This window comes from Stakelama portus (assembly GCF_003171655.1).
GTDB lineage: Bacteria > Pseudomonadota > Alphaproteobacteria > Sphingomonadales > Sphingomonadaceae > Sphingomonas > Sphingomonas portus.
The window spans coordinates 64201-89840 of record NZ_QFZL01000007.1 but is presented as its reverse complement, the minus strand read 5'-3'; the positions used below and the strand labels follow the sequence as shown (position 1 = coordinate 89840).

At 63.4% G+C, this 25640-nt stretch carries 27 protein-coding genes and 1 pseudogene; 18 read left to right on the top strand and 10 right to left on the bottom strand.

What is annotated here, in order from left to right:
* Positions 1-72: 72 nt before the first annotated feature.
* Positions 73-543, bottom strand: a complete 471-nt coding sequence (locus tag DKB74_RS16495) for a vgr related protein (protein ID WP_109809291.1) — start codon at positions 541-543, stop codon at positions 73-75.
* Positions 544-548: 5 nt separating this feature from the next.
* A complete protein-coding gene (locus DKB74_RS16490; RefSeq protein WP_109809290.1) occupies positions 549-1007 on the bottom strand; it encodes a copper chaperone PCu(A)C in 459 nt (152 codons plus the stop codon).
* A gap of 174 nt (positions 1008-1181) precedes the next feature.
* Between DKB74_RS16490 and dnaK the strand changes: the two genes are divergently transcribed.
* The 4 genes from dnaK (at position 1182) to DKB74_RS16470 (ending at position 5547) form a co-directional block, all read left to right on the top strand.
* Positions 1182-3101 (top strand): molecular chaperone DnaK, encoded by a 1920-nt coding sequence (gene dnaK, locus DKB74_RS16485; RefSeq protein WP_109809289.1) that lies wholly within the window; start codon positions 1182-1184, stop codon positions 3099-3101.
* A 106-nt stretch (positions 3102-3207) separates the two neighbouring features.
* On the top strand, positions 3208-4326 hold the full coding sequence (dnaJ, locus tag DKB74_RS16480) for a molecular chaperone DnaJ (RefSeq protein WP_109809288.1): 1119 nt from the start codon (positions 3208-3210) through the stop codon (positions 4324-4326).
* A complete protein-coding gene (locus DKB74_RS16475) occupies positions 4323-4931 on the top strand; it encodes a hypothetical protein (RefSeq protein WP_161956892.1) in 609 nt (202 codons plus the stop codon). The genes dnaJ and DKB74_RS16475 overlap by 4 nt, the downstream gene beginning before the upstream one ends.
* Before the next feature lie 109 nt (positions 4932-5040).
* A complete protein-coding gene (locus DKB74_RS16470) occupies positions 5041-5547 on the top strand; it encodes a glycine zipper 2TM domain-containing protein (protein ID WP_109809286.1) in 507 nt (168 codons plus the stop codon).
* Positions 5548-5735: 188 nt separating this feature from the next.
* Here DKB74_RS16470 and DKB74_RS16465 read toward each other — a convergent pair whose 3' ends face one another.
* Positions 5736-6311 carry an NADPH-dependent FMN reductase gene (locus DKB74_RS16465; protein ID WP_109809285.1) on the bottom strand — a complete coding sequence of 192 codons (576 nt, stop codon included), beginning with the start codon at positions 6309-6311 and terminating at the stop codon, positions 5736-5738.
* 119 nt (positions 6312-6430) lie between these two features.
* Between DKB74_RS16465 and DKB74_RS16460 the strand changes: the two genes are divergently transcribed.
* The 3 genes and pseudogenes from DKB74_RS16460 (at position 6431) to DKB74_RS16450 (ending at position 8183) form a co-directional block, all read left to right on the top strand.
* Complete coding sequence (locus DKB74_RS16460) at positions 6431-6769, top strand: winged helix-turn-helix transcriptional regulator (protein ID WP_239987569.1); 339 nt, start codon at positions 6431-6433, stop codon at positions 6767-6769.
* Positions 6770-6970: 201 nt separating this feature from the next.
* Positions 6971-7366 carry a hypothetical protein gene (locus DKB74_RS16455; RefSeq protein ID WP_205007893.1) on the top strand — a complete coding sequence of 132 codons (396 nt, stop codon included), beginning with the start codon at positions 6971-6973 and terminating at the stop codon, positions 7364-7366.
* Positions 7367-7420: 54 nt separating this feature from the next.
* Positions 7421-8183: pseudogene (locus DKB74_RS16450) on the top strand (IS5 family transposase).
* Here DKB74_RS16450 and DKB74_RS16445 read toward each other — a convergent pair.
* The 3 genes from DKB74_RS16445 to purB are packed head-to-tail and all read right to left on the bottom strand — an operon-like array spanning position 8180 to position 12624.
* Complete coding sequence (locus DKB74_RS16445) at positions 8180-10771, bottom strand: HWE histidine kinase domain-containing protein (protein WP_109809282.1); 2592 nt, start codon at positions 10769-10771, stop codon at positions 8180-8182. The pseudogene DKB74_RS16450 and the gene DKB74_RS16445 sit on opposite strands and share 4 nt — an antisense overlap.
* Entirely contained in the window at positions 10772-11308 is a 537-nt protein-coding gene (locus tag DKB74_RS16440) for a biliverdin-producing heme oxygenase (protein WP_239987568.1), read from the bottom strand.
* Positions 11309-11322: 14 nt separating this feature from the next.
* Positions 11323-12624, bottom strand: a complete 1302-nt coding sequence (gene purB, locus DKB74_RS16435; RefSeq protein WP_109809280.1) for an adenylosuccinate lyase — start codon at positions 12622-12624, stop codon at positions 11323-11325.
* 238 nt (positions 12625-12862) lie between these two features.
* Between purB and DKB74_RS16430 the strand changes: the two genes are divergently transcribed.
* Entirely contained in the window at positions 12863-13315 is a 453-nt protein-coding gene (locus tag DKB74_RS16430) for a calcium-binding protein (protein ID WP_145961031.1), read from the top strand.
* Positions 13316-13411: 96 nt separating this feature from the next.
* Here DKB74_RS16430 and radC read toward each other — a convergent pair whose 3' ends face one another.
* Positions 13412-14095 carry a RadC family protein gene (gene radC, locus DKB74_RS16425; protein ID WP_109809278.1) on the bottom strand — a complete coding sequence of 228 codons (684 nt, stop codon included), beginning with the start codon at positions 14093-14095 and terminating at the stop codon, positions 13412-13414.
* Between the two features lie 98 nt (positions 14096-14193).
* Here radC and DKB74_RS16420 point away from each other — a divergent pair, with 98 nt between their 5' ends.
* From DKB74_RS16420 to DKB74_RS16380, 9 genes are all read left to right on the top strand, one after another.
* Positions 14194-17340, top strand: a complete 3147-nt coding sequence (locus DKB74_RS16420; RefSeq protein WP_109809277.1) for an intermembrane phospholipid transport YdbH family protein — start codon at positions 14194-14196, stop codon at positions 17338-17340.
* Positions 17337-17549, top strand: coding sequence for a YnbE family lipoprotein (locus DKB74_RS16415; RefSeq protein WP_109809276.1), 213 nt, complete (start codon positions 17337-17339; stop codon positions 17547-17549). Before DKB74_RS16420 ends, DKB74_RS16415 begins: the two co-directional genes overlap by 4 nt.
* A complete protein-coding gene (locus DKB74_RS16410; protein ID WP_109809275.1) occupies positions 17549-17953 on the top strand; it encodes a YdbL family probable chaperone protein in 405 nt (134 codons plus the stop codon). Before DKB74_RS16415 ends, DKB74_RS16410 begins: the two co-directional genes overlap by 1 nt.
* 143 nt (positions 17954-18096) lie before the next feature.
* Positions 18097-18456 carry an AtpZ/AtpI family protein gene (locus DKB74_RS16405; protein ID WP_109809372.1) on the top strand — a complete coding sequence of 120 codons (360 nt, stop codon included), beginning with the start codon at positions 18097-18099 and terminating at the stop codon, positions 18454-18456.
* Positions 18457-18463: 7 nt separating this feature from the next.
* Positions 18464-19213 carry a F0F1 ATP synthase subunit A gene (locus tag DKB74_RS16400; protein ID WP_109809274.1) on the top strand — a complete coding sequence of 250 codons (750 nt, stop codon included), beginning with the start codon at positions 18464-18466 and terminating at the stop codon, positions 19211-19213.
* A 31-nt stretch (positions 19214-19244) separates the two neighbouring features.
* Positions 19245-19469: an ATP synthase subunit c family protein gene (locus tag DKB74_RS16395; RefSeq protein WP_109809273.1), complete on the top strand. Its 225-nt coding sequence runs from the start codon at positions 19245-19247 to the stop codon at positions 19467-19469.
* Positions 19470-19554: 85 nt separating this feature from the next.
* Entirely contained in the window at positions 19555-20037 is a 483-nt protein-coding gene (locus tag DKB74_RS16390) for a F0F1 ATP synthase subunit B family protein (protein WP_109809272.1), read from the top strand.
* Positions 20038-20046: 9 nt separating this feature from the next.
* Complete coding sequence (locus DKB74_RS16385) at positions 20047-20625, top strand: F0F1 ATP synthase subunit B family protein (protein WP_109809271.1); 579 nt, start codon at positions 20047-20049, stop codon at positions 20623-20625.
* A 1-nt stretch (position 20626) separates the two neighbouring features.
* Positions 20627-20920: a hypothetical protein gene (locus tag DKB74_RS16380; RefSeq protein ID WP_109809270.1), complete on the top strand. Its 294-nt coding sequence runs from the start codon at positions 20627-20629 to the stop codon at positions 20918-20920.
* 15 nt (positions 20921-20935) lie between these two features.
* On the opposite strand, the gene DKB74_RS16375 is transcribed toward DKB74_RS16380, so the two are convergent.
* The 3 genes from DKB74_RS16375 to DKB74_RS16365 all read right to left on the bottom strand — a co-directional run bounded on the left by DKB74_RS16375 (position 20936) and on the right by DKB74_RS16365 (position 23508).
* Entirely contained in the window at positions 20936-21385 is a 450-nt protein-coding gene (locus tag DKB74_RS16375; RefSeq protein WP_109809269.1) for a surface-adhesin E family protein, read from the bottom strand.
* A gap of 102 nt (positions 21386-21487) precedes the next feature.
* Complete coding sequence (locus tag DKB74_RS16370; RefSeq protein WP_109809268.1) at positions 21488-22948, bottom strand: S41 family peptidase; 1461 nt, start codon at positions 22946-22948, stop codon at positions 21488-21490.
* Between the two features lie 62 nt (positions 22949-23010).
* The gene (locus DKB74_RS16365; RefSeq protein WP_109809267.1) at positions 23011-23508 is read right to left on the bottom strand and encodes a hypothetical protein; all 498 of its coding nucleotides are present in this window, start codon (positions 23506-23508) and stop codon (positions 23011-23013) included.
* A 140-nt stretch (positions 23509-23648) separates the two neighbouring features.
* Here DKB74_RS16365 and uvrC point away from each other — a divergent pair, with 140 nt between their 5' ends.
* Positions 23649-25565 carry an excinuclease ABC subunit UvrC gene (uvrC, locus tag DKB74_RS16360; RefSeq protein WP_109809266.1) on the top strand — a complete coding sequence of 639 codons (1917 nt, stop codon included), beginning with the start codon at positions 23649-23651 and terminating at the stop codon, positions 25563-25565.
* The last annotated feature ends 75 nt before the right edge of the window (positions 25566-25640 follow it).

The following is a 25640-nucleotide window of genomic DNA, read 5'->3' as shown; positions in this document are numbered from 1 at the left end:
AGGGGCGGGTTGCAGTCAAGATGAAATAAGTAAAATCAATATGCCGCGCCAGGTATCTTCAAATAGGCAGAGTTAAAATGGCAGCGTGACTTCTTGATCGGCGTACGAATGTTTGTCCGGTACGGCAGCCCCGCGTCGCTTCAGAAAGGCGTGGCGGACGATTTCGGCCTGTTGCTCGATCCCATAGCGCTCAAAGGGCCGGCCCGGATCGATGCTGTAGTCGTAGCGGCAAAAGGGATGGCGCGCGATCGGCAGGAACATGCCCTGCTGATGCTGCCAGACATGCACCATTTCGTGGATGAACAATCCCTGCAGATACAGCGGCGCATCGCTGAAATCGTCGCGATACAGGCCGCTTGCCGGGTTGAAGTGGATCGTGCCGAGCGGCGCCATGGTGACGTTCTTCGGCTGAAAGAACGCCCATTTGCGATTGATGATTTTTGCGCGGTCATAGTCGATCGCGTCGCCGAATATCGAGCGGGCGAGCGCGATCTCGCCGGGCGTCAGCGCGCGGCGTTCGGATCTGCGTTTCGCCCGCCCCATGGCGTTCAGGGTTGCGGCGCCGGATCGCCCGCCGCCAGCACCTTGGCCTGAACCTCGATCGGATCGCGCCCGGCGAAACTGAGGCGCAGCGGGACGGTGTCGCCCGATTTCACTTCGGGAGCGATGTCATAGACCATGACATGTTTCCCGCCCGGTGCGAACGTGACGGTCTCCCCCGCGGGAACCTGCACCTCGGTGATCGGCTTCATCGTCATCATATTGGCCATCTGGCCGTCCATCTTCATGCTTTCATGCATTTCCGCGCGCACGGCGAAGGGGGCAGTGACGCCGACCAGCGTGGCATCTTCGCCGCCGCCGGTGATGGTGAAATAGGCCGCACCCGGATTTTCGGAGACGGCGGGCAGTTTCACCCACGCATCGGTTACCTGCAGTTCGGTTGCCTGTTGCTGGCATCCGGGGAGCATCAATATAAGGGCGGCGAGGGGGGCCAGGATCGGACGCATTGGGGGCAAGACTCCATCTCGATTCGGGAAAGTCGGGATTTCCTAGGAAGTCAGCAATCTTGCGGCAAGCCAAAGCCCACCTATATCGCGATCGTTAAACAGGCTTTCGTGCGGCCGATCAGCGGCGCACGGGAGTGAGGCATTTTTAGTTAGACGGGGGCCAAACGAGGGACCATGGCTAAAGTTATCGGGATCGACCTGGGTACTACCAACAGCTGCGTTGCCGTAATGGAAGGCGGCAAGCCCAAGGTTATTGAAAATTCGGAAGGCGCGCGCACCACGCCGTCGATCGTCGCATTCGCCAAGGATGGGGAGCGACTGATCGGTCAGCCGGCAAAGCGCCAGGCCGTCACCAATCCGGACAACACGGTTTTCGCAGTCAAGCGCCTGATCGGGCGCCGCTTCGACGACCCTGTGACGCGCAAGGACACCGAGCTGGTGCCTTATGACATCGTCAAGGGCACGAACGGCGACGCATGGGTCAAGGCGGGCGGCGAAGATTATTCGCCGTCGCAGATTTCGGCGTTCATCCTGCAGAAGATGAAGGAAACCGCCGAAAGCTATCTCGGCGAAACCGTGTCGCAGGCGGTGATCACCGTGCCGGCTTACTTCAACGACGCGCAGCGCCAGGCGACCAAGGACGCCGGCAAGATCGCGGGTCTGGAAGTGCTGCGCATCATCAACGAACCGACGGCGGCTGCGCTCGCGTACGGTCTCGAAAAGAACGACGGCAAGACGATCGCGGTCTATGACCTTGGCGGCGGCACGTTCGACATCTCGATCCTCGAGATCGGCGATGGCGTGTTCGAAGTGAAGGCGACCAATGGCGATACCTTCCTGGGTGGCGAGGATTTCGACTCCACGCTGGTCCAGTATCTGGCCGACGGCTTCAAAAAGGATGAGGGCATCGACCTCACCAAGGACAAGCTGGCGCTCCAGCGTCTGAAGGAAGCCGCCGAAAAGGCGAAGATCGAGCTGTCTTCCGCGCAGACCACCGAAGTGAACCTGCCCTTCATCACTGCCGACCAGAATGGTCCGAAGCATCTGGTGAAGACGATCAGCCGTTCGGAGCTCGAACGTCTGGTCGACAGCCTGATCCAGCGCACGCTGGAGCCGTGCCGCAAGGCGATGGCCGATGCGGGCGTGAAGAATGCCGGCATCGACGAAGTCGTGCTCGTGGGCGGCATGACCCGCATGCCCAAGGTGCGTCAGGTCGTGAAGGAATTCTTCGGCAAGGAACCGCATACCGGCGTCAACCCGGACGAAGTGGTCGCGATCGGCGCGGCGATTCAGGCGGGCGTGCTGCAGGGCGACGTCAAGGACGTGCTGCTGCTCGACGTGACGCCGCTGTCGCTGGGTATTGAAACGCTGGGTGGCGTGTTCACGCGCATGATCGATCGCAACACGACGATCCCGACCAAGAAGTCGCAGGTCTATTCGACTGCCGATGACAATCAGCAGGCAGTGACGATCCGCGTCTTCCAGGGCGAGCGCGAAATGGCGGCGGACAACAAGATGCTGGGCCAGTTCGACCTGGTCGGCATTCCGCCGGCACCGCGCGGCGTGCCGCAGATCGAAGTCACGTTCGACATCGACGCCAACGGCATCGTCAACGTGTCGGCCAAGGACAAGGGCACCGGCAAGGAACAGCAGATCCGCATCCAGGCCTCTGGCGGCCTCAGCGACGCAGACATCGACCAGATGGTCCGTGACGCCGAACAATTCGCCGAAGAGGACAAGAAGCGGCGTGCCAATGCCGAGGCGAAGAACAACGCCGAAAGCCTGGTCCACACCACCGAGCGTCAGCTGCAGGAAAATGGCGACAAGGTCGATGCGTCGCTGAAGAGCGAAATCGAAGCCAAGATTGCCGAGACCAAGTCGGCGATCGAAAGCGACGATGCCGATGCGATGCAGAGCAAGGCCCAGGAGCTCGCCCAGGTGGCGATGAAGCTGGGTCAGGCGATCTATGAAAAGCAGCAGGCCGAGGGCGCTGCTGCGGGCGGTGCCGCCGATGGCGCCGCTGCGGGCAGCGAAGGCGGAGACGAGGAAGTCGTCGATGCCGAATTCTCGGAAGTCGACGACAACAAGGCGTAAGACGCCATGAAACGGTTCTCGGCTTCGCTCGAACCGAATGGCGGACGGAGTGAAATGACTCCGTTCGTCCCGAGCGAAGCCGAGGGACGTTTGGCGTGAGGCACTTATGACCACAGAAGTCGATTATTACGAGCTGCTCGGATGCGAGCGTACGGCGGACGATGCGACCATCAAGACCGCCTATCGCAAGCTCGCGATGAAATATCATCCGGATCGCACCGGCGGGTGCACCGATTCCGAAGCCAAGTTCAAGGCCGTCAGCCAGGCCTATGAAGTGCTGAAGGACCCGCAGAAGCGGGCGGCCTATGATCGCTATGGCCATGCCGCGTTCCAGCAGGCCGGCATGGGCGGCGGCGGCGCTCAGGATTTCGGCGCGTTCAGCGATATCTTCGAAAGCGTGTTCGGCGAATTCATGGGCGGTCGCGGCGGCGCAGGCGGCCGGCCCAACCGTCGCGGCGCGGATCTGCGCTACGACATGGAAATCAGCCTCGAAGAAGCCTTCGACGGCAAGCAGACCGAAATTACCATCGACGTTTCCGCCATGTGCGACATGTGCGAGGGCAGCGGCGCGCGGCCCGGTACATCGGCCAAGACGTGCCGCACCTGTGCCGGTCATGGCAAGGTGCGCGCGCAACAGGGCTTTTTCGTCGTCGAACGGGCCTGTCCGACCTGTCATGGCGCGGGGCAGACGATCGAGGACCCGTGTCCCGAATGCCGGGGCGAGGGTCGCGTGGAAAAGGCCAAGACGCTTACCATCAACGTGCCGCCGGGCGTCGACGAAGGCACGCGTATCCGGCTGGCCGGCGAAGGCGAAGCGGGTGCGCGCGGTGCGCCGGCGGGCGACCTCTACATCTTCCTGCATGTGAAGCGGCACGAGATTTTCCAGCGCGAAGGCACGACGCTGTATGCGCATGCGCCGATCAGCTTCACCACCGCCGCGCTGGGCGGCGAGATCGAGATTCCCGGCCTGGATGGCGAAGTGCACCGGATCAAGATCGCACCGGGCACGCAAAGCGGGCGCGAGCAGCGCCAGCGCGGCGCGGGCATGCCGGTATTGCAGGGGCGCGGGCGCGGCGACCTGGTCGTCAGGATCGACGTCGAAACGCCGACCAAATTGTCCCAGCGCCAGCGCGAGTTGCTCGAGGAATTTCGTACCATCGAAACCGGCGAGGAATGCCCGCAGAGCCAGGGCTTTTTCTCGAAGATCAAGGCGGCTTTGGGGTGATGCTCCGCGCTGGCGGAGCCTTGCTTTTGGTGAGTGGTTGCGCCGGCGGAGTGGCAACGGATTGGGTTCCGGTTGGCACAATGGCATCCGAGCTGGAAAAGTGCGGTATTCCAATCGAAGCTGTATCGCAGCCGCAAACCGGTCTGGATCAGGGAACGCTTCGCATCGATGCCGGGCGCGTCGATATTGACGACAAAGCGCTGCTATGTGCGGGCGAGGTTGCTGAAAAGCGAGGGGTGGGCGTCGATTTCGGCAGCGATGCGCTCGCCCGACGCTATCTCGATGCAACCCGGCCCGCGGCGTCAGAAGTAGCGCCGTCGGACGTCGATCGTGCCCGTGCCACATTGGCAGCGCAAGGGCGGCTCGAAACGCTCCCGATCTTCGACGCCAGCATGGCGACGGCCGAAATCGGAGCGGGGATTGTCCGTTATTGCGAGGTGACCCCACCCCAAAAGCTGGTGCCGATTGCGGACGGGTTCCGGCTGGAACCCGGCATAGGGGCAGCGGCGGCGCAATGTGTCGTCGCGACCATGATCGCGACCGATCTGGCCGCGAGGGGGCTGTATCCCACGATCGTCGTTACACCGCCCATTACGACACCGTAATCTTTCTGAACGCCAGCTAACAGCCGAATTCAGACATGTGTCAGCAGAATCGGCGTATTACCTTGTTACACGCCGAGCTGGAGGAGCGCGGCGAAACAGGAGGTTTCCCATGCGCAAGCTCGCAATCGGCATATTGGTTTCGGCCATCGCCATCCCGGCCGCAACGGTGCCCGCATCGGCGCAGCGCCATGACGGCAATCGCTATGAGCGGCATGACGACCGTCAGGACCGCCGCGAATATCGCCGCGATCACCGGCAGGACCGGCGCGACTATCGTCGGGATTATCGTCAGGACCGCCGTGACTATCGTCGCGACCGGCGTGACTATCGCCGCGACACGCGCGTCACCTATGTCGCGCCGGCGCCGCGCTATGCCAATTATTACGACACCCGCGGCTATTATAACGGCCCGGTATGGCGGGGTGACGGCGGTCGCTATTATTGCCACCGCCAGGACGGCACGACCGGCGTGCTGATCGGCGGCGTCGCCGGCGCACTGATCGGATCGAGCTTCGATCGTCCCGGCGAAAGCACCGGCGCGCTGATCGGCGGCATCCTGGGCGCCGTCATCGGCAACGATATCGCCAGCGACAATAACGGTCGCCGCTGCCGCTGATCCAAAGCAAAACGGTTCCGGCCCGCCCGCAGTTGGCCGGAACTGGCCCGCGCATCTGCCCGATCGTTCGGCGGCGTCCCAGTCAGCCGATTGGGGCAGGTGCGCGGGCTTTCGGCGTTTGGCCGAGGGGAGCTTGCTCCGGCCGCCTTTCCCGCTTTCGCGGGAATGGCGGGAGTCCATAGGGCGTCTCAGGCCGCCCGTGCAGCCTTGAGCGCATTGCCCCAGAAGGCGGTTTCGTCGAGCAGCTTGGCGAGGGCCTGATTGAGATGGTCGAAGTCGCCGAGCGGCTTGCCTTGCGTCAGTGCGGCCATGAAACTGTCTGCGGCGATGTTCACTTCGGGGCCGATCGGCGCCATGCGCAGGCCCGAGGTGGTGATGCGCAGCTGCTGGATCGCGCGCGCGCCGCCGACGCCGCCATAGCCGACAAAGGCGATCGGCTTGCGGGTCCAGCCCTTGAGTGCATTGTCGAACGCGTTCTTCATGACGCCGGCGGGGCCGTAATTATATTCGGCGACGGTGGCGACGAAGCCGTCGAACGCGCCGAGCCGCTCTTCCCAGGCCGCGGCCCTGGGGTTCTTGAAATCCCCGCCACTCATCAGCGGCGGCAGCGTTTCTTCGAAAAACGGCAGATCCGCTTCGCGCAGGTCGAGTTGTGTGAGCGCCATGTCGCCGCGAGCCGACGCGGCATCCTGCACCCATTGCGCGACTGTTTCCGAAAAGCGTTCGGGCCGGGTGCTGCCCACGATCAGGCCGATATTGAGCATGGTTTGAAATCCTTTTGTCTGTTACCATTTGTAACCAACGCTCAAATGATGCGGTGGTGTCCGCGACGCAAGGAGGCACATTTTTGGAACCTCGTTACACAGAGAGAAGCTGTTCCTCGGTGCGCGAAGTGCTCGCGCGGGTGGGCGACAAATGGAGCATCCTGATCGTGATGAATCTGAGCGACGGGCCGTTGCGCTTCAGCGAGCTGCAACGCACGATCGACGGCATTTCACAGCGGATGCTGACGCTGACGCTGCGCGGGCTGGAGCGCGACGGATTCGTCAGTCGCACCGTCTATCCGACCAACCCGCCCAAGGTCGAATATGCGCTGACGCCGCTGGGTGATTCCTTGCGCTGCCCGGTCAATGCGCTGGGGGACTGGGTGCAGAAGAACCTGGCCGCGATCGAGGAATCGCGGCGCGCCTTTGATGGAGAAAAGGTGGCAGCCGCAGAATAGGCCGCCGGGTCGCAGGGAGCGATGCTGCTCCGATGCGCCGGTTCCCGCGCGCGACAGACTAGGCTGTAAACTCATAAAACGGGGAGGGACGCCGAGCTTCATCCAGGCGCTGGCGTTGCCACAATAGCCGGCTACAGAATGAATTGTTGATCAATCAGCGGTGATATAATGGGTCCGTTACAGCGTGTGACCGAGCGAGTGATGCAGGCTGGCAATCCAGAACTACGATCTGTGCCTACTCCACTCCTCAGTCTTGAAGATTTTTTCGATGGCAATGACTTTGTGGGTTCGATTGGATGCAACCTTCTTTCTGAACCTGCTCCCGAAGATTTTTACAAATTGCTCGTGGATTTTCGCAACAGGCCTGACGTGAGCGACGTGAGGATACAGATTACTTGTGTTGATGATCCAGGAAGAGATTGGCCCTTTTCCGATACGATTTGGATTATGACCTCTGCCAGCGCTGAGGAGGTCCGCAATTGGTTTCCTCGTGATTTGACCCCGGATGCAGCGTGGGAAGGCTGGGTGCAAGGTGTGAAATATGAGGCATGTCCGGTAGCCGAGGGGCACAGAGTTATTGGGATCTGGTACGATTAGGCAGTGGTCTGATGAGGCATTCGCTTGCCGACCAAGCTATGATTCAGCGCCTGCATGAGCCGATACGACCTGACAGGCTTCGAGTGGCGCCTGATCCAACCAATTCTGCCCAACAAGCTCCGAGGTGTGCCCGGGTCTATGATCACCGCGTGCTGAAAGGCATCTTCTGGGTGCTGCGCTCCGGTGCCACCGCGGCTTGACCTCCCTGAACGATATGGTCGGCGAACCACCTGTTACAACCGCTTCGTGCGATGGCGGAAGGCGGGTGTCTGGGACTGATGGATGCTACTACCGCTGCCCACGACGGCGACATCCAGATGATCGACAGCACTTCGGTTCGCGCCCGCCAGCAGGCCGCGACGGCAAAAAGGGGGATCGAGATCATTGTTTCGGTCGTTTCCGAGGCGGTCTCACGACCAAAATCCACGCGGTTGTCGATGGTCAAGGTCTTCCTGTCCGGCTGAGTCTGACCGCCAGCCAAAGTCATGACGGGCAAGCTGCTGATGATCTACTCGTTCGCGCTGGAGCGAGGACCACTCTTCTGGCCGACAATGCCCATGACGCCGATCGCATCCGGGCGTCTCTCCGCGACAAAGGCGCGTTCGCCAATATCCCACCGAAGTCCAATCGCAGGTCGAAGCCGTATTTCAGCACATGGCTTTACCGAGAGCGCAACCTCATCGAGCGGTTTTTCTCCAAGCTGAAGCACTTCTGCAGGGTTGCTACCCGCTCGACAAGCAGGCCGAAAACTTCCCTCGCTATCGTCCAACTTGCCTCAATGCGGCTCTGGCTGCGGGTTTATGAGTCTACGACCTAACGCCCGAGAAGTTCGCCCAGCGTCCAGGCGATATTGCCTGCCGTATAGGGTTTCTGAATGATCGGCGCCTCGGCATGTTCGTCGGGCAGGCGCAGCTGTTCGCCATAGCCGGTGGCGAAGATATAGGGCACGCCCATTTCCCGCAGCGTATCGGCGATGGTGATGCTGGTTTCCGATCCGAGATTGACGTCGAGCACCGCCACTTCGAACTGCTCGTTTTCGATTTCCACCTTTGCCTGATCGATGCTGGCGGCCGTGACGACGCGTTGCGCGCCGATGCGCGTCAATATGTCCTCGGCGTCCATCGCGATGATCAGGCTGTCCTCGACCAGCAAAGCCACGCCGGTCAGCACCGGGCGGCTTTCCGGCACTGCGGGCGTTTCGAACGCGCTGGCGCTGCTCTTGTCGCGATTCCCCGATTCTGGCGCCGCCGCCCCATCGAGCGAGACCTGAGCGGCGGGAATGCAGAAATCGGCCTCCAGCCCGGTGACGGGATAGCGCACTTCGGCAAGCCCGCCGAGATCATAGGGGATCGAGCGCTGAATGATCGTAGATCCAAAACCCTGCCGCCGGGGCGGCTGGACGGCGGGACCGCCGCGCTCGCGCCAATGGATCCGCAAATCCCCGGCATCGTCGAGATCCCAGGTGACGCGTATCGAACCGCTGTCGGACAGGGCGCCATATTTGGCCGAATTGGTCATCAATTCGTGCAGCACCAGCGCGAGCGTGGTGAAGGCGCGCGGACGCAGCATCACCATCGGCCCGTCGAGATCGACACGGCCCGCGCGCGTACCCAGATAGGCGGCGGCTTCGGTATCGATGATCCGCGCGAGCGGTGCCGGGCTCCAATTGTCCTGGGTGATCTGATCATGCGCGCGCGCCAGCGCTTCGATCCGCCCTTCGAGCAGCCCCATATAGGTTGCGGCCGACACGGCGGGATCGCGCGACTGGCGAACCAGTCCGCGGATCAGGCTGAGGATATTGCGCACGCGGTGATTGAGTTCGGCGATGAGCAGTTCCTGCCGCTCGGAGGCGAGGCGGCGCTCCTCCTGCGCATCGTCGTTGAGCCGCAATACCACTTCGATCAGCGATGCCCGCAGCATTTCCGCCACGCGCTGTTCGGCTTCATTGAACGGCTCGGATCGGCCGCGCACTTCCTGTGCCCATAGCTCGAAGCTCTTGCGCGGGGTGAGGCGGGGGCCGTGCGGGCCGAGCTGCGCAGGCTTGTGGGGGTCGCCCGCCCAGTTGACGGTGCGGATCAGTTCCTGCCGGAACAGCAGCACATAATCGCGCGGCGAACGGCTGATCGGGATCGCCAGAAGCCCGGCCGCCACATCGGCATAGGGTTCGGCCGAGGGCAGGACGTCGCTCAGATGGTCGGTGGCGAAGATACGGCCGGCGGCCATTGCGTTCAGACGGCGGACGATGATCGGGATGGCTTCGGGCGGCGGTGTCATGCCGCTCGATGCCAGTTTCCCGTCGATCCAGATTGCGATGCCGTCGCACGGCACCGTTTCCTGCAGCATCGCGCCGAGCCATTCGGGATTGTCGAGCAGCCCGGCATCGCCGGCGACCGCCGCAAGCAGCCGGTCGCTGGTCGCGCGTGCCGAGGTTTCATAGGCCGACAGTTCCTTGCGCTCGCGGCTTTCCAGCTTGAGCGCGAACATCTGACCGAACAATTCGGCGATCGAGCGCCGTTCGAAGCCCGGGCGGCGACCGCCCGAATAATGGTGGCACGCGAACAGGCCCCACAGCTTGCCTTCGACGATGATCGAAATCGACATCGACGCCGCGACGCCCATATTCTTCAGATATTCGATATGGATCGGCGACACCGACCGCAGCACCGACAGCGACAGGTCGATCGGTTCGCCGCGCTCGTCGCGCTGGGGCAGCACCGGCACCGGCACCTGATCGACATCGACGATGATGCGGAAGGGCGTGCGCAGATAGAGTTTGCGCGCCTGTTGCGGAATGTCGCTCGCCGGATAGCGCAGGTTGAGGAAGCTGCCGATGCCCGCCCGCGCCGCTTCCGCGACCACGGTGCCCGACCCGTCGGCATCGAATTTATAGACCATAACCCGGTCGAAACCGGTCAGCGCGCGCACCTGACGCGCGCCTTCGCGGAAAAAGGCGGAAAGTTCGGTGGTATTGTCCAGCCGGGCCATCATCGCGCGGATCGCGGAGGCGGGGTCGCTGGTCGATTCGCTTTCGCTCGGCTCGCCTTCGAGGACGATGCCGTCTTCGCTCGCATGCAGTGCGAAATCATAGAGGCGGCCGGGCTGATTGGCGAAAATCGCGACACCGAAGACCCGTTCGACGGCATCGGGTCCGCGCAGCACCGTCAGCCGGTTGCGCAGTTGGTGCAGGGCATGGGCACAGAAATATTCGGACAGCGGCGTGCCGAGCATGTCGTCGGCGCTGACTCCGAAAGTCTCCTCCACATTCGCCGAAGCCCGTCGGATCAGCCAGTCCGTCGACAATGCGATCAGGAAGCCGAAAGGCTGAATCGCCCCCAGCTGATGGATGGGCTCACGGTCGCAATTGGTAAGATCAACCTGAAAGGTTTCGGTATCGCTGTCCGCCACTCATTTCGCTTTCATCGACCATTTGAGACCGGAACGCTCAAAGACATCAAATGCCGAGAGCGCCGCTTCCACGGCGGAATCCCGAAGTTCCGAATCGTATAGGACGATATTGATCTTTTCCAGCAATTTCCGCCAGTTGTCGGATGGCTGATCTGCATCAAGATAGCGGCGAGGAAAGTCGGATGGCAGCTGGCGGGCGAGGAATTTTCCGCCGAGCCGCGATCCTTCGAGTACATAGAGCGTGCCGGCGATATGCGCTTCGGGCGACGCATCCGAAGTAGCGACCGGCTCCAGGATCGACGGGCGCGCGTCGAGCGCGTCGAGATCGGCGAGCAGCGCGGGCAGCCGGCGGCGCGCCTCCCAATCGGCAAGCAGCGGGCTCTGGTCCTGCCGGCGCGTCAGCGATGCTTCGAGCGGGACGAGCGCATCGAGATGCGCCCGCAACATCGCGGCATAGCTGTCGCGATCACGCAGAGCATAGTGCGCGAACGCGGCGTCGACGCGCGCATGCGCCTCCGCCGTGCGATCGCGAAGCACCCTATGGGCTGGGTTCATGCGTTAAAAACGCGGTCGAAAATCGTATCCACATGTTTGAAATGATAATCGAGGTCGAAACGTTCCTCGATTTGTTCGGGGGTCAGCGCAGCAGTGACTTCGGAATCGGCCTTGAGCAGTTCGAGCAGCGACAGCGCGCCGTCCGATTCCCAGACCTTCATCGCGTTGCGCTGGACCAGGCGATAGGCGTCCTCGCGGCTGACCCCCGCCTGAGTCAGCGCCAGCAGCACCCGCTGCGAATGGACGAGCCCGCCCATCTTGTTGAGGTTCTTGAGCATCCGCTCGGGGTAGACGACCAGCTTTTCGACGACGCCGGTCAGGCGGGCGAGCGCGAAATCGAGCGTGATGGTGGCGTCGGGGCCGATGAAACGTTCGACCGACGAATGGCTGATGTCGCGCTCATGCCACAGCGCGACATTCTCCATCGCCGGAATAACGGCGCTGCGAACCATGCGGGCGAGACCGGTGAGGTTTTCGGTCAGCACCGGATTGCGCTTGTGCGGCATTGCCGAGCTGCCCTTCTGCCCCGGCGAGAAATATTCCTCGGCTTCGAGCACTTCGGTGCGCTGCAGATGGCGGACCTCGGTTGCCAGCCGCTCGATCGACGATGCGATCACGCCCAGCGTGGCAAAGAACATCGCATGGCGGTCGCGCGGGATCACCTGAGTCGAAACCGGTTCGATCGAAAGTCCCATCTTCTCGGCCACATGTGCTTCGACACGCGGATCGATGTTGGCGAAAGTACCGACCGCGCCCGAAATCGCGCAGGTTGCGATATCGCTGCGCGCCGCGATCAAACGGTCGCGATTGCGCGAAAATTCCGCATAATATCCAGCCAGTTTCAGGCCGAACGTAACCGGTTCGGCATGAATGCCGTGACTGCGCCCGATCGTCGGGGTCAGCTTATGTTCATGCGCTTTGTGTTTTAAGGCGTTGAGAAGCTTGTCCAGATCATCAATAAGGATGTCCGCGGCGCGGGACAGTTGGACCGCCAGACAGGTATCGAGGACGTCCGACGACGTCATTCCCTGGTGCATGAAGCGGGCTTCGGGCCCCACATGCTCGGCCACGTTGGTAAGGAATGCGATGACATCGTGCTTCACTTCGGCTTCGATCGCATCGATGCGATCGACTTCGAAAGCACCCTTTTCCCAGATCGCTGCGGCCGCTTCCTTCGGCACCACGCCCAGATCGGCGAGCGCATCGGTGGCGTGCGCTTCGATTTCGAACCAGATGCGGAATTTCGCTTCGGGTTCCCAGAGCGCTGTCATGGCGGGGCGGGCGTAACGCGGGACCATCGATGACCTTTCGGATTTTTGTTTCTCCGCAGGCCTTCGGGCGAAACTGCGGTGAGCCGCGCCCTAGCAAGGGCGAAACGACCCGGCAACGGGTCACCACTTGAAACCCCATGGGGAAGTCAATCGTTGAATAGACTGAATGGGGATCATTAAAAAATCGGGTCCAAAAATATTTTCCCGAACAATGAAGGAGAACAGGTTCAACATGCTGAAACATATTCTTTTCGCGAGCTCTTTTGTGATTGCGGCGCCGGCTTTCGCGCAGACGACGGAAGCGGCCCCCGCGCAGGACGCGCCGGCAGCAACGCAGCAGGCAGCGCCGCAGGAAGCGCCCGCTCAGTCGGGTCCGACCGCCGACCAGATCAAGCAGCTGGTTGCAGGCGAATGGTCGAAATATGATCTCGACAGCTCGGGCGCGCTCGAACAGGCCGAATTCGCGTCGTGGATGACCGATCTTCGCAAGAATTCGGAGCCGACCTTCGATTCGGCTTCGGAAGAAGGTGCCGCGTGGCTCCAGCGTGCGTTCGAATTCGCCGACAAGGACAGCAACGCATCGGTCTCGCAGGGCGAGATGGTAACGCTGCTGTTGCCGGCAGCCGAGCAGAGCGCGGCAGCCGAAGAACCGGCGGCAACCGAAACGCCGGCTGAATCGGCGGACAACACGACGTCGTCGAGCGACAGCGCGATGTAACTACTGCGTTTCGACGCAATGATAGGAGCGACCGCCGGGCACCCTGTCCGGCGGTCGTTTCATGTTCGGCGCGCCGGGCCCCGTCCGGCCATGTCGTCAGATCACCCCCATTGCCCGCAGGCTGCTATGCCCCTCGCGCCCCAGGATGATATGATCGTGCAGCGCGATGCCCAGCCGCTTTCCCGCTTCGGCCACTGCCCGGGTGATATCGATATCGGCGCGGCTGGGCGACGGATCGCCCGACGGATGATTGTGGACCAGAATCACTGCCGCCGATCCCAGATCGATCGCGCGGCGGATGACTTCGCGGACATAGACCGGGGCCTCGTCGATCGATCCTTCGTGCATCAACTCGTCGCGAATCAGCATGTTGCGCGTGTTGAGATGCAGGACGCGGACGCGCTCGATCGCGTGATGGGCCATGTCGGCACGCAGATAATCGAGCAATGCCTGCCAGTTGGCGAGAACGGGCCGCTCGGCAACTTCCGCGCGCAACAGGCGCAGCGCGGCGGCATGCGCGGTCTTGAGCGCGGCGGCGGAGGTTTCGCCCATGCCGGGCACGCGCGCGATCGCTTCGGCATCGGCGGTCAGCAGCCCGGCAATCCCGCCGAATTCGGTCAGCAACGCCTTGGCCAGCGGCTTGGTATCGCGGCGCGGAATGGCGAGCGCGAGCAGATATTCGATCAGTTCATGGTCGAGCAGCGCATCCGGCCCGCCTTCGAACAATCGCCGGCGCAGCCGGGCGCGGTGGCCGCTATTGTCTGGTTCCGAAGCGCTCATGCAACAGCGAGGTTAGGCAAGCCGCTGGCGCCGCGCAACGGACCATGCGTAGGATGGTCGCTTGCGCAACGAATGGGTTGTGCCGGAGTTGAGGACGCGTGAACGACGAAGCGACGAACGACGCGCAGCAGCGCAAGGGCGGACGGCGCGTCGTCATGGCGCTCGTCGCGCTGCTGATCGTGATCCTTGTCGCCGTCCTTGTCGTCTGGACGCAGCGCCGCGGCATCGCCGATGATTTTCTTGCCGGGGAACTGGCGCGCCGCGACGTGACCGCAAGCTATACCGTCGATCAGATCGGGTTTCGCACCCAGCGGTTGAGCAATGTCGTGATCGGCGATCCCGCGCATCCCGATTTCGTCGCCGATTGGGTGGAAGTCGATATCGGCCTGGGATTTTCGGGCGCATCGGTTTCGGCAGTGCGGGTCGGGCCGGCGCGGCTGTTCGCGCGGTTGCAGGGTGGATCGGTTTCGTTCGGACAGATCGACCGGCTGATGCCGCCGCCATCGGGCAAGCCCTTCGCCTTGCCCGAATTGCGCGTCGACATCGCCGATCTGCGCGTGCGGCTCGCCACCCAATATGGCGCGGTCGGCCTGAAAGTCGCGGGCAAGGGGCGGCTCGACGACGGATTTCGCGGTCGGCTGGCGGCGGTTGCGCCGCAGCTGTCGCTCAATGGCTGTACGGCGCGTGACGTGGCGATCGTCGGCGATCTGGGTATTGCGTCGGGCGCGCCGGCAATTCGCGGGCCGGCGCGGCTGGGATCGCTCGATTGCGGCGCCACGCATGCGCAGGGGTTGCGCGCCGATCTGCAACTTGGGCTGGATGCAAAGTTTGCGCATTGGCGCGGCGACACGCGATTCGCGCTCGACCGGCTTTCGACCGAGGCCGTGCAGGCGCGCGATCTGGGCGGGCGCATCGGGTTCGACGGCGATGCGAAGCTGACCGGCGGCAGTTTCGATCTTGATGCCGCGGCGCTTTCCGGCGGACCGGGTGCGGCGCGTGACGTGCGGTTGCAGGGCAGCTTCCGATTGGCCGACCGGACCCTGATCGCCGGCTCGGTGGCGGCCGATCATATCGCGCCGACACAGGACATGATCGAGATGCTCGCCGGATTTGCGCAGGGCGGCGCCGGCACGCCGGCAGCGCCGCTGGTCGAGAAACTTTCTGCCGCACTCGTGGCGGCAGGGCGCGCGTCGCGCGGAGACGCACAATTCTCGCTGGCGATGGAGGGCCAACGCAGCGCGCTGGCCGTCACGTCGCTCGCGCTGAATGCCGATAGCGGCGCGCGTATTCGCGTCGACGGCCGCCCGGCGATCGGATTCGATACCGGCACCGGCGTGCGGCTGAACGGCACGATCACCATGACCGGCGGCGGGCTGCCCGATGGCCGGATCGACGTGGCGCAGGCCGCGCCCGGCGCGGCAGTGACCGGCCGCGCGAGATTTGCCCCTTATGCCGCCGGATCGGCGCGACTGGCGCTCGACCCGGTCGATTTCCGCGCGACGCCGGGGGGAGGGACGCAGATTGCGACGCGCGCAACTTTGTCGGGCCCGCTTTCGGGCGGCTCGGTCGATCGGCTGACGCTGCCGATTGTCGCGCAATGGGACGGCAAGGGCGGAATATCGGTGAACGATCGCTGCGTTCCGGCGTCGTTCCAGAAGCTGACGGTTTCGGCGCTGACGCTCGATCCGACGCGATTGCAGCTCTGCCCCGAAGGGGCGGCGATGCTGCGCATGTCGGGTGGGCGCATGTCGGGCGGCGTACGCACGCGCGATCTGGCTTTATCGGGCAAGATCGGCGGTACGCCGCTGCAACTGCGCGCGGCGACCGGCCGGTTCGGGCTGGCGGCGACGGAATTCGCGCTCACCGGCGTCGAAACGCGGATCGGCGCGGGAGAGAGCGTCACGCGGCTCGACGTGGCGAACCTTGCCGGGGCGATCGACGCCAGCGGGGTGGGCGGCAGTTTTTCAGGCGCGGCGGGGCAGATCGGTCAGGTGCCGCTGCTGCTGAGCGAGGGCAAGGGCGACTGGACGCTGGCCGATGGCAAGCTGACGCTCGATGGCGGGGTGCAGGTGGCCGATTCCGCCGAGGAGCCGCGGTTCAACACGCTGATCAGCGACGATGTGGTGCTGACACTCGATGGCAGTAAAATCGATGCGGCGGGCACGCTGCATGTCCCGGGCGGTGCGCGCACGGTGACGGCAGTCACGCTGACCCACGACCTGAGCGCCGGATCGGGGCAGGCGGTGCTCGATGTGGAGGATCTGGCGTTCAGTCCGAAGGGATTTCAGCCCGATGCGGTGACCGGGCTGACCTATGGCGTGATCGCCGACGTGCGGGGAACGGTGTCGGGCCGGGGCACGATCCGCTGGAATGGCGACGGTGTGACCAGCACCGGCAGTTTCCGCACGCAGAATACCGATTTGTCGGCGGCGTTCGGCCCCGTCACCGGGCTGTCGACCGAGATCGAATTTGGCGACCTGCTCGGCATGACGACGCCGGAAGGCAAGGTGCAGACGGCGACGGTGACGCTGCTCAACCCCGGCATTCCGGTCGAAAACGGCACGATTCGCTATCGACTGCTCAGCGCACAGAAGATCGCGATCGACGATGGCCGCTGGCCCTTTGCCGGGGGGGAACTGATCCTCGAGCCGACGGTGCTCGATTTCGGTCAGCAAGTGGAGCGACACATGACGTTCCGGGTGGTGGGCGTCGATGCCGCCCGCTTCCTGCAGGAAATGAGTTTCGACAATGTCGACGCGACCGGCGTGTTCGACGGCGTGCTGCCGATGGTATTCGATGCCAAGGGCGGCACGATCGTCGGCGGCGAGCTGCATTCGCGCAATGGCGGGACGGTCGCCTATGTCGGCGAACTGACGCAGGAGGATCTGGGCTTCTGGGGCAATTATGCGTTCCAGGCGCTCAAATCGCTGCGCTATCGCAGCCTCGACCTGTCGATGGACGGCCCGCTCGACGGCGAAATGATCACGCGGATCCGCTTTGCCGGCGTGGGGCAGGGCGAGGGCGCCAGGACGAACTTCATTACCCGGCGCATCAGCAAGCTGCCGATCGTGTTCAACATCACCATCCGCGCGCAATTCCGCCAACTCGCCCGGTCGATACAGAGCTGGTACGATCCTTCGGTATTGATCGAAACCCAGTTGCCCGAGCTACTCGAACAACAGCGCCGCGAGACGGAGCAGCAGCAACAATCCGTTCAGCCTGACGAAAGCGAAGAAATGCCATGATCGCCATTGTGAACAGAAACAGGTGGAGAGAGACGCTCGCCGCCGCCGTGATTGCCGGCCCGGCCTTGCTGCTGGGAGGTTGCATCAATATCTCGGCGCCGGACAAGCCGATCGTCATCGACCTCAATATTTCGATCACGCAGGAAGTGGTCTATCGTCTGGACAGCAAGGCCCAGTCGGTGATCCAGCAAAATCCAGGGGTTTTCTGATGAAATTCGTCACCAAGATCGCAATCGCCGCTCTGATCGCGGCAGGAACCGCCACCGCGGCGGGGGCGATGATGCTGCCGCAGGATCGCGACCCGGCCTATGCCGCCGCGCGCGCCGCCGGCCAGGTGGGCGAGCAGCCGGACGGCTATCTGGGGATTGTCGGCGAGCCTACACCGCAGCTGCGTGCGCTGGTCAGCAATATCAATATCCGTCGCAAGACGCTCTATACCCAGAGCGCGACCGACGAAGGGTCGACGGTCGAGCAATTCGCGTTCGTCACCGGGTGCCGCCTGATTCTGGCGACCGAGCCGGGCGAGAAATATCAGACGCCCGATGGACGCTGGATGACGCGCGATTCGTCGCCGCCGGTGCGCGACGCGCGCTGCCTCTCCAACGGCCAGTAACGATTTCGCGCAATGCGGCGGGGTGGCGATGGCCGTCCCGTCGCTTTGCCGCATGTGCGAGTCGCGTCGCAGCGCACCAGAGATGTTGACTCGGCTTTAGAGCCTTCCTAAACGGGCGCCGCGTCGCAAGCCGGGTGGCTGTGATGTTCCTGTCGCTGCCCAGTCGCGGCGGCTTTTTTCATATCTGGATCGCGCGAACCTTGTCCGACGACAAAAACTCCGACGACCTCGACCGCCGCATCGCTGAAGCAAAGGCGGCGCATGAGCATGGCATCTCCAACGCCGAAGGGCGGGCGGAAAGCCGCGGCTGGGCCGTGGGCATCGAATTCGTCGGCACCGTGCTCGTCACTGCGTTCATCGGCTGGATGATCGACCGCTGGGCCGGAACCGGTCCGTGGGTGATGATCGCCCTGCTGATCCTGGGTTTTGTCGCCGGCGTGTATCGCGCGATGAAGACTTCGGCGCAGTTCGACGCCGATCCCACCACCGGTAACGGAGAGTAAGAGCCCCATGGCCGGTCCGATGGAACAGTTTGCAATCGACCCCATCTATCCGCTCGAGGCGGGTGGGTATGATGTTTCGTTCACCAACTCCTCGCTCTGGATGCTGATCGCGCTTGCGATCGTTTCAGCATTTCTGTTCGTCGGTACGCGTTCGCCCAAGCTGGTGCCGAACCGGTGGCAGGCGGCAGTGGAGTATGTGTACGATTTTGTGCGAAACATGCTCGATGAAAATGTCGGGCCGGAGGGGCGCCGCTATGCGCCGCTGATTTTCGCGATCTTCATCTTCGTGCTCGCCTGCAACCTGCTGGGGCTTATTCCCTGGGTCGGTGCGTTCACGCCGACCAGCCATATTTCGGTGACGCTGGGTCTCGCATTCCTCGTTTTCGTCGTGGTCTGCATCGTCGGTTTCGCGCGGCACGGGCTGCATTTTTTCAGCCTGTTCTGGCCGAAGGACACTTTCTTTCCGCTGGCGCTGTTCGTTGCCTTCATCGAATTCGTCAGCTTCCTCAGCCGTCCGTTCACGCTGGCGATCCGATTGTTCGCCAACATGACTGCGGGCCATGTGCTGCTGAAGGTGTTCGGCACCTTCGTCGTGTCGCTGGGTTCGTTCGGGGCGCTGCCCTATGTCTTCGGCATCCTGCCGCTTTCGATGAACGTCGCGCTGTCCGCGCTCGAAGTTCTGATCGCGGTGGTTCAGGCCTATGTGTTCGCCCTGCTTGCGTCGATCTATCTGAACGACGCCGTCAATCTCCACTAAACCTGCATTTCGCTAACGAAAGGGAATACCCATGGATATCGCAACTGCTGCCAAGATCGGCGCCGGCCTCGCGGCGATCGGTGCCGGCCTCGCCGCCATCGGCGTGGGCACCATCTTCGGCATGTATCTCCAGGGCGCGCTGCGCAATCCGGAAGCCGATGCCAAGATGGGCGGCCGCCTGATTTTCGGCTTCGCCGTGACCGAAGCGCTCGGCCTGATCGCGGCCGTCGTCGCGCTGGCTCTCGCCTTCTCCTAAGTCCTGCTCGCGCCGGACCGGTCGTGGCAGCAGGCGCTTGCTTCGACCGGCCGGCATGAGTGGAAACCGATAGTTCGGAACGGCCATGCCTCAGTTCGATTTCGCGAACGTATTTCTGTCCCAGCTCGTCTGGCTGGCGGTGTTCTTCGCCATCCTCTACGTCGTCGTGCTCGCCACGTTGCCGCGTCTCGGCAAGGTGATGCAGGCGCGCGAGGATCAGGTGTCCAGCGATCTGGATACCGCCGAAAAGGCGAAGGCGACTGCTGACAAGCTGCAGGCCGATTATGATGCAGGCGTCGCGGCGGCGCAGGATGCCGCCCGCGCCAGGCTGACCGAAGCCCGTACCCGGGCGGCGAAGGCGCTCGAAGCCAGGCTGGCCGAATCGAATGCGGCGCTCGCCGCTCGCGCCGATGCTGCCGAAGCCGATCTCAACGCCGCGCGCACTGCGGCGATGAGTGAAATCGAAGCGGTTGCCGCCGATGCGGCGTCCGACATCGTCGAAAAGCTGACCGGCAAGCGCCCGACGCCCGCAGCGGCTTCCAAAGCCGCGCGTTCGGCGCTGGCCTGAGGACTGACCATGGCATTGCACGCCCCGCCCGCACATGAAGAAGTGGTCGCGCTGACCGAAGCCCCCGGTGGTGCTCCGCATGAGGGCGATCATCCGACGCTGCTCGGCCTCGATGCCGAAGGCTGGGTCTATGTCGGCATCACCATCTTCCTTGTTCTCGCCTTCGTCTATGGCAAGGCGCACCGGGTGATCGCGTCGAAGCTCGACGAGCGCATTGCCGATACGCGCAAGGAACTCGATCGCGCCTATGCGATCCGCCAGGAAGCCGAAGCGCTGCTCGCCGAAGCCAAGGCGCGCAACGCCGCGAGCGCAGGCGATGCCGAAGCGATCGTCAAACATGCCGAGGAAGAGGCAGCCGCGCTGCTGGCCAAGGCCGAAGCCGATGCGACCGAACTGATGGGGCGCCGCGCCAAGATGGCCGAGGACAAGATCGCCGCCGCCGAGCGTGGTGCGATTGCCGAGGTTCGCGCCCGCGCTGCCGATGCCGCCGCCCGCTCCGCCGGTGCGATCATCGCCGACAAACATGGCGTCGAAGCCGACAAGCCGCTGGTCGATCAGACGATCGCCGGCATGGCGCGCCTGAACTGACATGATCACCTTCACTCCGCCGGAACAGAATCTCGGCGGAGTGGCTCAGGCGCTGCTCGTCTGGGCGATCACGCCGCAGGCGATCGTGATCGGCGTTCTGGTCGGGATTTTCGGCAAGCGCTGGTACGATGCTTTCTGGGCAGTGCCGATCATGCTCGCCTATCAGCTGCTGATGTTCCCCGGTTTCCGGGACACGCTGTTATCCAGCCTGCCCAATTTTCTGATCGGCCTCGCGCCCTTGCCCTGGGCGCTGGTCATCCTGATCGTCAAGCAGCTGCGCGCGCGCCGTTCCTAGGCGCCGCCGCCGCGATCATTCGCGGTCGAGCCGGGAGGCCGCGTCCGCCAGCATATCCTCGACAAATTCGCCACCGGCGCCATCGCATACGAAATCGGCGATCCGCGCATCGATCGTATCCGGTGCGATCGGGCGCATGGCAGTATTTTGCGACGGCATTTCGCTGATCTCGCTGCCGTCGAGCGCATAGGTGCGGAACAGCAGCCGCTGGAATGTCCGCGCTTCGCAATCGAACGCCGTTGCGATGTTGACCGAATAGGCACGTCCGTCGGAATCGAAGGGATCGACCGCATGGTTCGACACAATCGCCAGTCGATTGCCGGCATCGGTCCGGTCCTGTGCGCCATAGACATAGACGACCATCTGATCGTCGCCGGTGATGCGATACCAGCCATCGGGGCTTTGCTGTGCGAGGGCAGGCGCGGCGAGCAGGCCGGCGGCAACAAGGATCGGCAAAACACGCATGCGAGATATCTCCCCTGAAAACCGGGGAAACATGCCGTGCCGGGCAGTGGGACGCCAGCCCGACGCGATCCCTAACCGCATTTGTACCGATTGCAGCCGGGGCTATGGCGCCGTCTGGTCACGATACAGCGCCGCTGCGCGGCGCAGGGCATCGGGCAGCGCCGCCGCCAGTATCTGACGCTTCAGCACGGTGCCATCATCGGCGCGCCACGGAATCGTTACGTCGGGCAGGATGCCGCGCACTTCGTTCGATCCGTCACGGCGGAACCGGACGCAATCGGGCAGTTCGAGGACGGCGCCGCTATTGGGCAGCGTGGTCGGCGTGCCGCCCCATGTGTGGCCGCATCCCGCGCCGCCGGTGCGTGCACCCAGGATGATCGCGGCATCATTGTCCTGAAGCAGTGCGGCGAATTGCTCTGCCGCCGACCAGGTTTCCTGATCGACCAGCACGATCAGCGGGCCATTCCATACGCCCGACCGGTACGGATAGGCATATTGCCCGGCGCTGAAGACCGATGCGCCCCAATCGACATCCGCAAAGGCCCCGTCGGGAGCGCTGCCGACAAGTCCGGTGGCATAGCCCGCGCGGCCAAGCCATTCGCAATCGTCGGTGGGATCGCATGGCGTGGCGGCCTCGACACGCGCGGCTTCCGCCTGCGCTGCCCATTCGCGCAGTCGCGCCTGTTCGGACGGATCGTTGCTTTCCTCCGCAGCCGAACGGAGCGTCTGGGCAAGGTCGCGCCATTGTTTCTCCCAATGCGGCCCGCGCACGAAGCCGAACCGCGCCGATACCAGTTGCCGCGGCGTCAGGGCGCGTGCCGCAGCTTCGGCCCATTCCGAACCGCCGCCATTGCCCGTCTCGTCGATCAGCAGGTGCGTCGCACCGGCATCGTGCAATTGCTCGATTCGCTCCATCCAGGCGAAGGTGAGCCGGCGATAGGCCTCGGTGATCAGGACGTCGCGGCAATCCTCCGCGCAGGGCTGATCGATGGGAATCGCCAGATCGCGGACGATGCCTTCGCACAGGGCGGGAAACGCCTCGGGCGAAAATTCGCCAATGCGCAGGACGCCGACCCGCGCTTCGCCGATGGGCACGATCCCGGCGGGAAACAGCCCTTCGGCGGCAAGCGGCGTATAACCAGGCAACAGTTTCGCGGTGCCGCCCCCGCCGCGCGCGCTATATCCCTGGGCCTGACAGAATTGCGTCGCGCTGGTCGGCGGGGCAGGTGCCTCCGCAGTTGCCGATGCCGATGCCGGAGCCTCCGGGCGGGGCCAGCGTAGCGATACATGGCCGTCGTCGATCTTGCGGATCAACAGGTCAAAGGTCGCGCGCGCCTCCGCGTCGCTGCCCGCGCGTCGCACCATCGATTCGACAAGATCGAGGATTGGATCGATCGGCACGCCGCGTTCCTGCTCCAACCATTCGCGGTTCGCATATTTCTCATGCAGCGCAGTGCGGATCGTTTCGAGATCCTCGACCCAGGGATCGGGGTTCCACGCGGTCTGGGCATGGGCAGCGACAGGGAGGCAGACGAGCGCGACGGCGGCAGCGATACGAAACATGGCGCTGTATTAGTATGCTAGCACACACGCGCAAGTGGGAAAAACGCAGCTAGGTTCACGACCTAGTTTCCGGGCGCGGCAGCGAATCGTTCGCGCGAATCGGTCAGCGGATCGGAAACGAGCGGATATTCGCCCTTGTCGCAGATGAAATCGAACCCCTTTCGAAATTCGCCGTCGTCCCAATTCGTATCCGCATCATCGAGGGGCTGATTCATTTTCCAAAGCATGCGGTTCGAATCGTAGAACAGATAGGTTTTCGCTTTCGCGATGCGCTGTCCGCAATCGACCGCGTAAATGATGTCGCTCGAATAGATATGCCCCGCTTCGTCGAGCGGCCGCGAATAATAGCTGGCGATCAGCACCAGCTGCTGGTCGTCCTTGCGCGGCGGCAGCAGCCGAAACGCATAGGCGCTGATGAATTCATCACCGCCCAGAAACACCCATCGCGGACCGGCAGGAATCGCGTCCGGCACCGGTGGCGTCCGTTCCTGTGCCTGTGCCTGTGCAGTCGCGATCGCCATCATGCCCGCGATGATCGCCATTCCGAACCGGATCGCCATGACGTCCCCTCCTTCGTTGCGGCGACGCTATGGCCAAAAGCGACACCATGCGAGGGCGCACGCAATCCTGTCCGCATTTGTGTGAAAGGCGATTGCGGGTGGTGGCGCGAACGTCGCACTGCGCCTAAATCACGCATTCCATGTCCGAACCCCAGTCTCCCGATCGCTTTCACGAGGAAAAGGCGACCTATACCGTTCGTGGATCGGACAAACCCGATCTGGAAACGGGCGTCGCCGCGATCCGCAATGTGCTGAATACGCTGCCCGCACGGCCCGGCGTCTATCGGATGCAGGATGCGCGCGGCGACGTGCTCTATGTCGGCAAGGCGCGCGCGCTGAAGAACCGCGTGACCAACTATACCCAGGTCGCGCGGCTGTCGAAGCGGCTGCAGCGCATGGTCGCCCAGACGCGCAGCATGACGATCGTCACCACCAACAGCGAAGCCGAGGCGCTGTTGCTCGAAGCGCAGCTGATCAAACGCTATCGCCCGCCCTATAATGTGCTGCTGCGCGACGATAAGAGCTTTCCCTTCATCCTGATCCGGCAGGGCCATGATTTCGCGCGAATCCAGCTGCATCGCGGCGCGCGGCGCGTTAAGGGCGATTATTACGGGCCGTTCGCGGGCGCGGGGCAGGTGCGCAAGACGCTCAATGCGCTGCAAAAGCTGTTCCTGCTGCGCAGCTGTACCGACGGGTTTTTCAACACGCGCGACCGGCCATGCCTGCTCTATCAGATCCACCGCTGTTCGGCGCCGTGCGTCGGGCGGATCGACGAAGCAGGCTATGCCGAACTGGTGAGCGATGCGAAGGATTTCCTGGGCGGCAAATCGACCAAGGTGCAGGAAAAGCTGGGCGTGCAGATGCAGGCGGCGTCCGATGCGCTCGATTTCGAACTGGCGGCGATATTGCGTGACCGGCTGAAGGCGCTGACCTTCATTCAGGGGTCGCAGGCGATCAATGCCGAGGGTGTCGGCGACGCCGACATCTTTGCGCTGGCGGCGAAGGAAGGGACCATCGGTATCCAGGCCTTCTTCATTCGCGGCGGCCAGAATTGGGGGCATCGCAGCTTCTTTCCCGCGCATACCGCCGACGTGCCCGATGACGAAGTGCTCAGCCAGTTCCTGATGCAGTTTTACGAGGAAGTGCCCCCGCCCAGGCAGGTGCTGCTCGATCGCGAATTGCGCGAGGGCGCGCTGCTTGCCGAGGCATTGGGCGAGCGGGCCGGGTTCAAGGTGACGATCAGCCAGCCGCAGCGCGGCGCGCGGCGCCGCCTGATGGAACAGGCGACACGCAACGCCATCGAGGCGCTCGACCGGCGCAATGCCGAGAGCACGACACAGGCAAAGCTGCTGCGCGAAGTCGCCGACCTGTTCGAACTGCCCGAGCCGCCCGACCGGATCGAAGTCTATGACAACAGCCATATTCAGGGGACCAATGCGCTCGGCGCGATGATCGTCGCCGGGCCGGAGGGGTTCCGCAAAGGCCAGTATCGCAAGTTCAACATCAGGAAGGCGAATACCGACGACGATTTCGCGATGATGCGCGAAGTGTTCGAACGGCGCTTCAGCCGCGCGCAGGCGGAAGACCCCGATCGCGAAAAGGGCGACTGGCCCGATCTGGTGCTGGTCGATGGCGGGCGCGGGCAATTGAACGCGGTGATGGGCGTGCTTGAGGATCTGGGGATCGAGGACGTGCCGGTGGTCGGTGTCGCCAAGGGGCCGCATCATGGCCGCGAAGGCCGCGAGGTGTTCCACCTGATGGACGGGCGCGAACTGACGCTGCCGGTCAATGCGCCGCTGCTTTATTATCTTCAGCGGCTCCGCGACGAAGTCCATCGCTTCGTCATCGGCGGGCATCGCGCCAAGCGCGCCAAGGCGGTGGTCAAATCGCCGCTCGACGATATTCCCGGCATCGGCCCGTCGCGCAAAAAGGCACTGCTGATGCATTTCGGCACGGCCAAGGCGGTACGGGCGGCGAGCCTCGAGGATCTGCAGCGCACGCCGGGCGTCAGCAAGACAATGGCACAGAGCATCCACGATTATTTTCACGCCGGCTGAGCCGCGCGATTTCAGGCCGACCGGCCGGGGGATTTGTCGGTCAGGCGCGCGGCATCGGTAACGCGCGTGCCGCGA

Excerpts from the sequence above, each read along its gene's own strand:
- DKB74_RS16495 (WP_109809291.1), bottom strand. The coding sequence starts at position 543 with ATGGGGCGGGCGAAACGCAGATCCGAACGCCGCGCGCTGACGCCCGGC.
- DKB74_RS16490 (WP_109809290.1), bottom strand. The coding sequence starts at position 1,007 with ATGCGTCCGATCCTGGCCCCCCTCGCCGCCCTTATATTGATGCTCCCC.
- dnaK (WP_109809289.1), top strand. The coding sequence starts at position 1,182 with ATGGCTAAAGTTATCGGGATCGACCTGGGTACTACCAACAGCTGCGTT.
- dnaJ (WP_109809288.1), top strand. The coding sequence starts at position 3,208 with ATGACCACAGAAGTCGATTATTACGAGCTGCTCGGATGCGAGCGTACG.
- DKB74_RS16470 (WP_109809286.1), top strand. The coding sequence starts at position 5,041 with ATGCGCAAGCTCGCAATCGGCATATTGGTTTCGGCCATCGCCATCCCG.
- DKB74_RS16465 (WP_109809285.1), bottom strand. The coding sequence starts at position 6,311 with ATGCTCAATATCGGCCTGATCGTGGGCAGCACCCGGCCCGAACGCTTT.
- DKB74_RS16455 (WP_205007893.1), top strand. The coding sequence starts at position 6,971 with ATGCAGGCTGGCAATCCAGAACTACGATCTGTGCCTACTCCACTCCTC.
- purB (WP_109809280.1), bottom strand. The coding sequence starts at position 12,624 with ATGGTCCCGCGTTACGCCCGCCCCGCCATGACAGCGCTCTGGGAACCC.
- radC (WP_109809278.1), bottom strand. The coding sequence starts at position 14,095 with ATGAGCGCTTCGGAACCAGACAATAGCGGCCACCGCGCCCGGCTGCGC.
- DKB74_RS16415 (WP_109809276.1), top strand. The coding sequence starts at position 17,337 with ATGATCGCCATTGTGAACAGAAACAGGTGGAGAGAGACGCTCGCCGCC.
- DKB74_RS16410 (WP_109809275.1), top strand. The coding sequence starts at position 17,549 with ATGAAATTCGTCACCAAGATCGCAATCGCCGCTCTGATCGCGGCAGGA.
- DKB74_RS16405 (WP_109809372.1), top strand. The coding sequence starts at position 18,097 with ATGTTCCTGTCGCTGCCCAGTCGCGGCGGCTTTTTTCATATCTGGATC.
- DKB74_RS16400 (WP_109809274.1), top strand. The coding sequence starts at position 18,464 with ATGGCCGGTCCGATGGAACAGTTTGCAATCGACCCCATCTATCCGCTC.
- DKB74_RS16395 (WP_109809273.1), top strand. The coding sequence starts at position 19,245 with ATGGATATCGCAACTGCTGCCAAGATCGGCGCCGGCCTCGCGGCGATC.
- DKB74_RS16390 (WP_109809272.1), top strand. The coding sequence starts at position 19,555 with ATGCCTCAGTTCGATTTCGCGAACGTATTTCTGTCCCAGCTCGTCTGG.
- DKB74_RS16385 (WP_109809271.1), top strand. The coding sequence starts at position 20,047 with ATGGCATTGCACGCCCCGCCCGCACATGAAGAAGTGGTCGCGCTGACC.
- DKB74_RS16380 (WP_109809270.1), top strand. The coding sequence starts at position 20,627 with ATGATCACCTTCACTCCGCCGGAACAGAATCTCGGCGGAGTGGCTCAG.
- DKB74_RS16375 (WP_109809269.1), bottom strand. The coding sequence starts at position 21,385 with ATGCGTGTTTTGCCGATCCTTGTTGCCGCCGGCCTGCTCGCCGCGCCT.
- DKB74_RS16370 (WP_109809268.1), bottom strand. The coding sequence starts at position 22,948 with ATGTTTCGTATCGCTGCCGCCGTCGCGCTCGTCTGCCTCCCTGTCGCT.
- DKB74_RS16365 (WP_109809267.1), bottom strand. The coding sequence starts at position 23,508 with ATGGCGATCCGGTTCGGAATGGCGATCATCGCGGGCATGATGGCGATC.
- uvrC (WP_109809266.1), top strand. The coding sequence starts at position 23,649 with ATGTCCGAACCCCAGTCTCCCGATCGCTTTCACGAGGAAAAGGCGACC.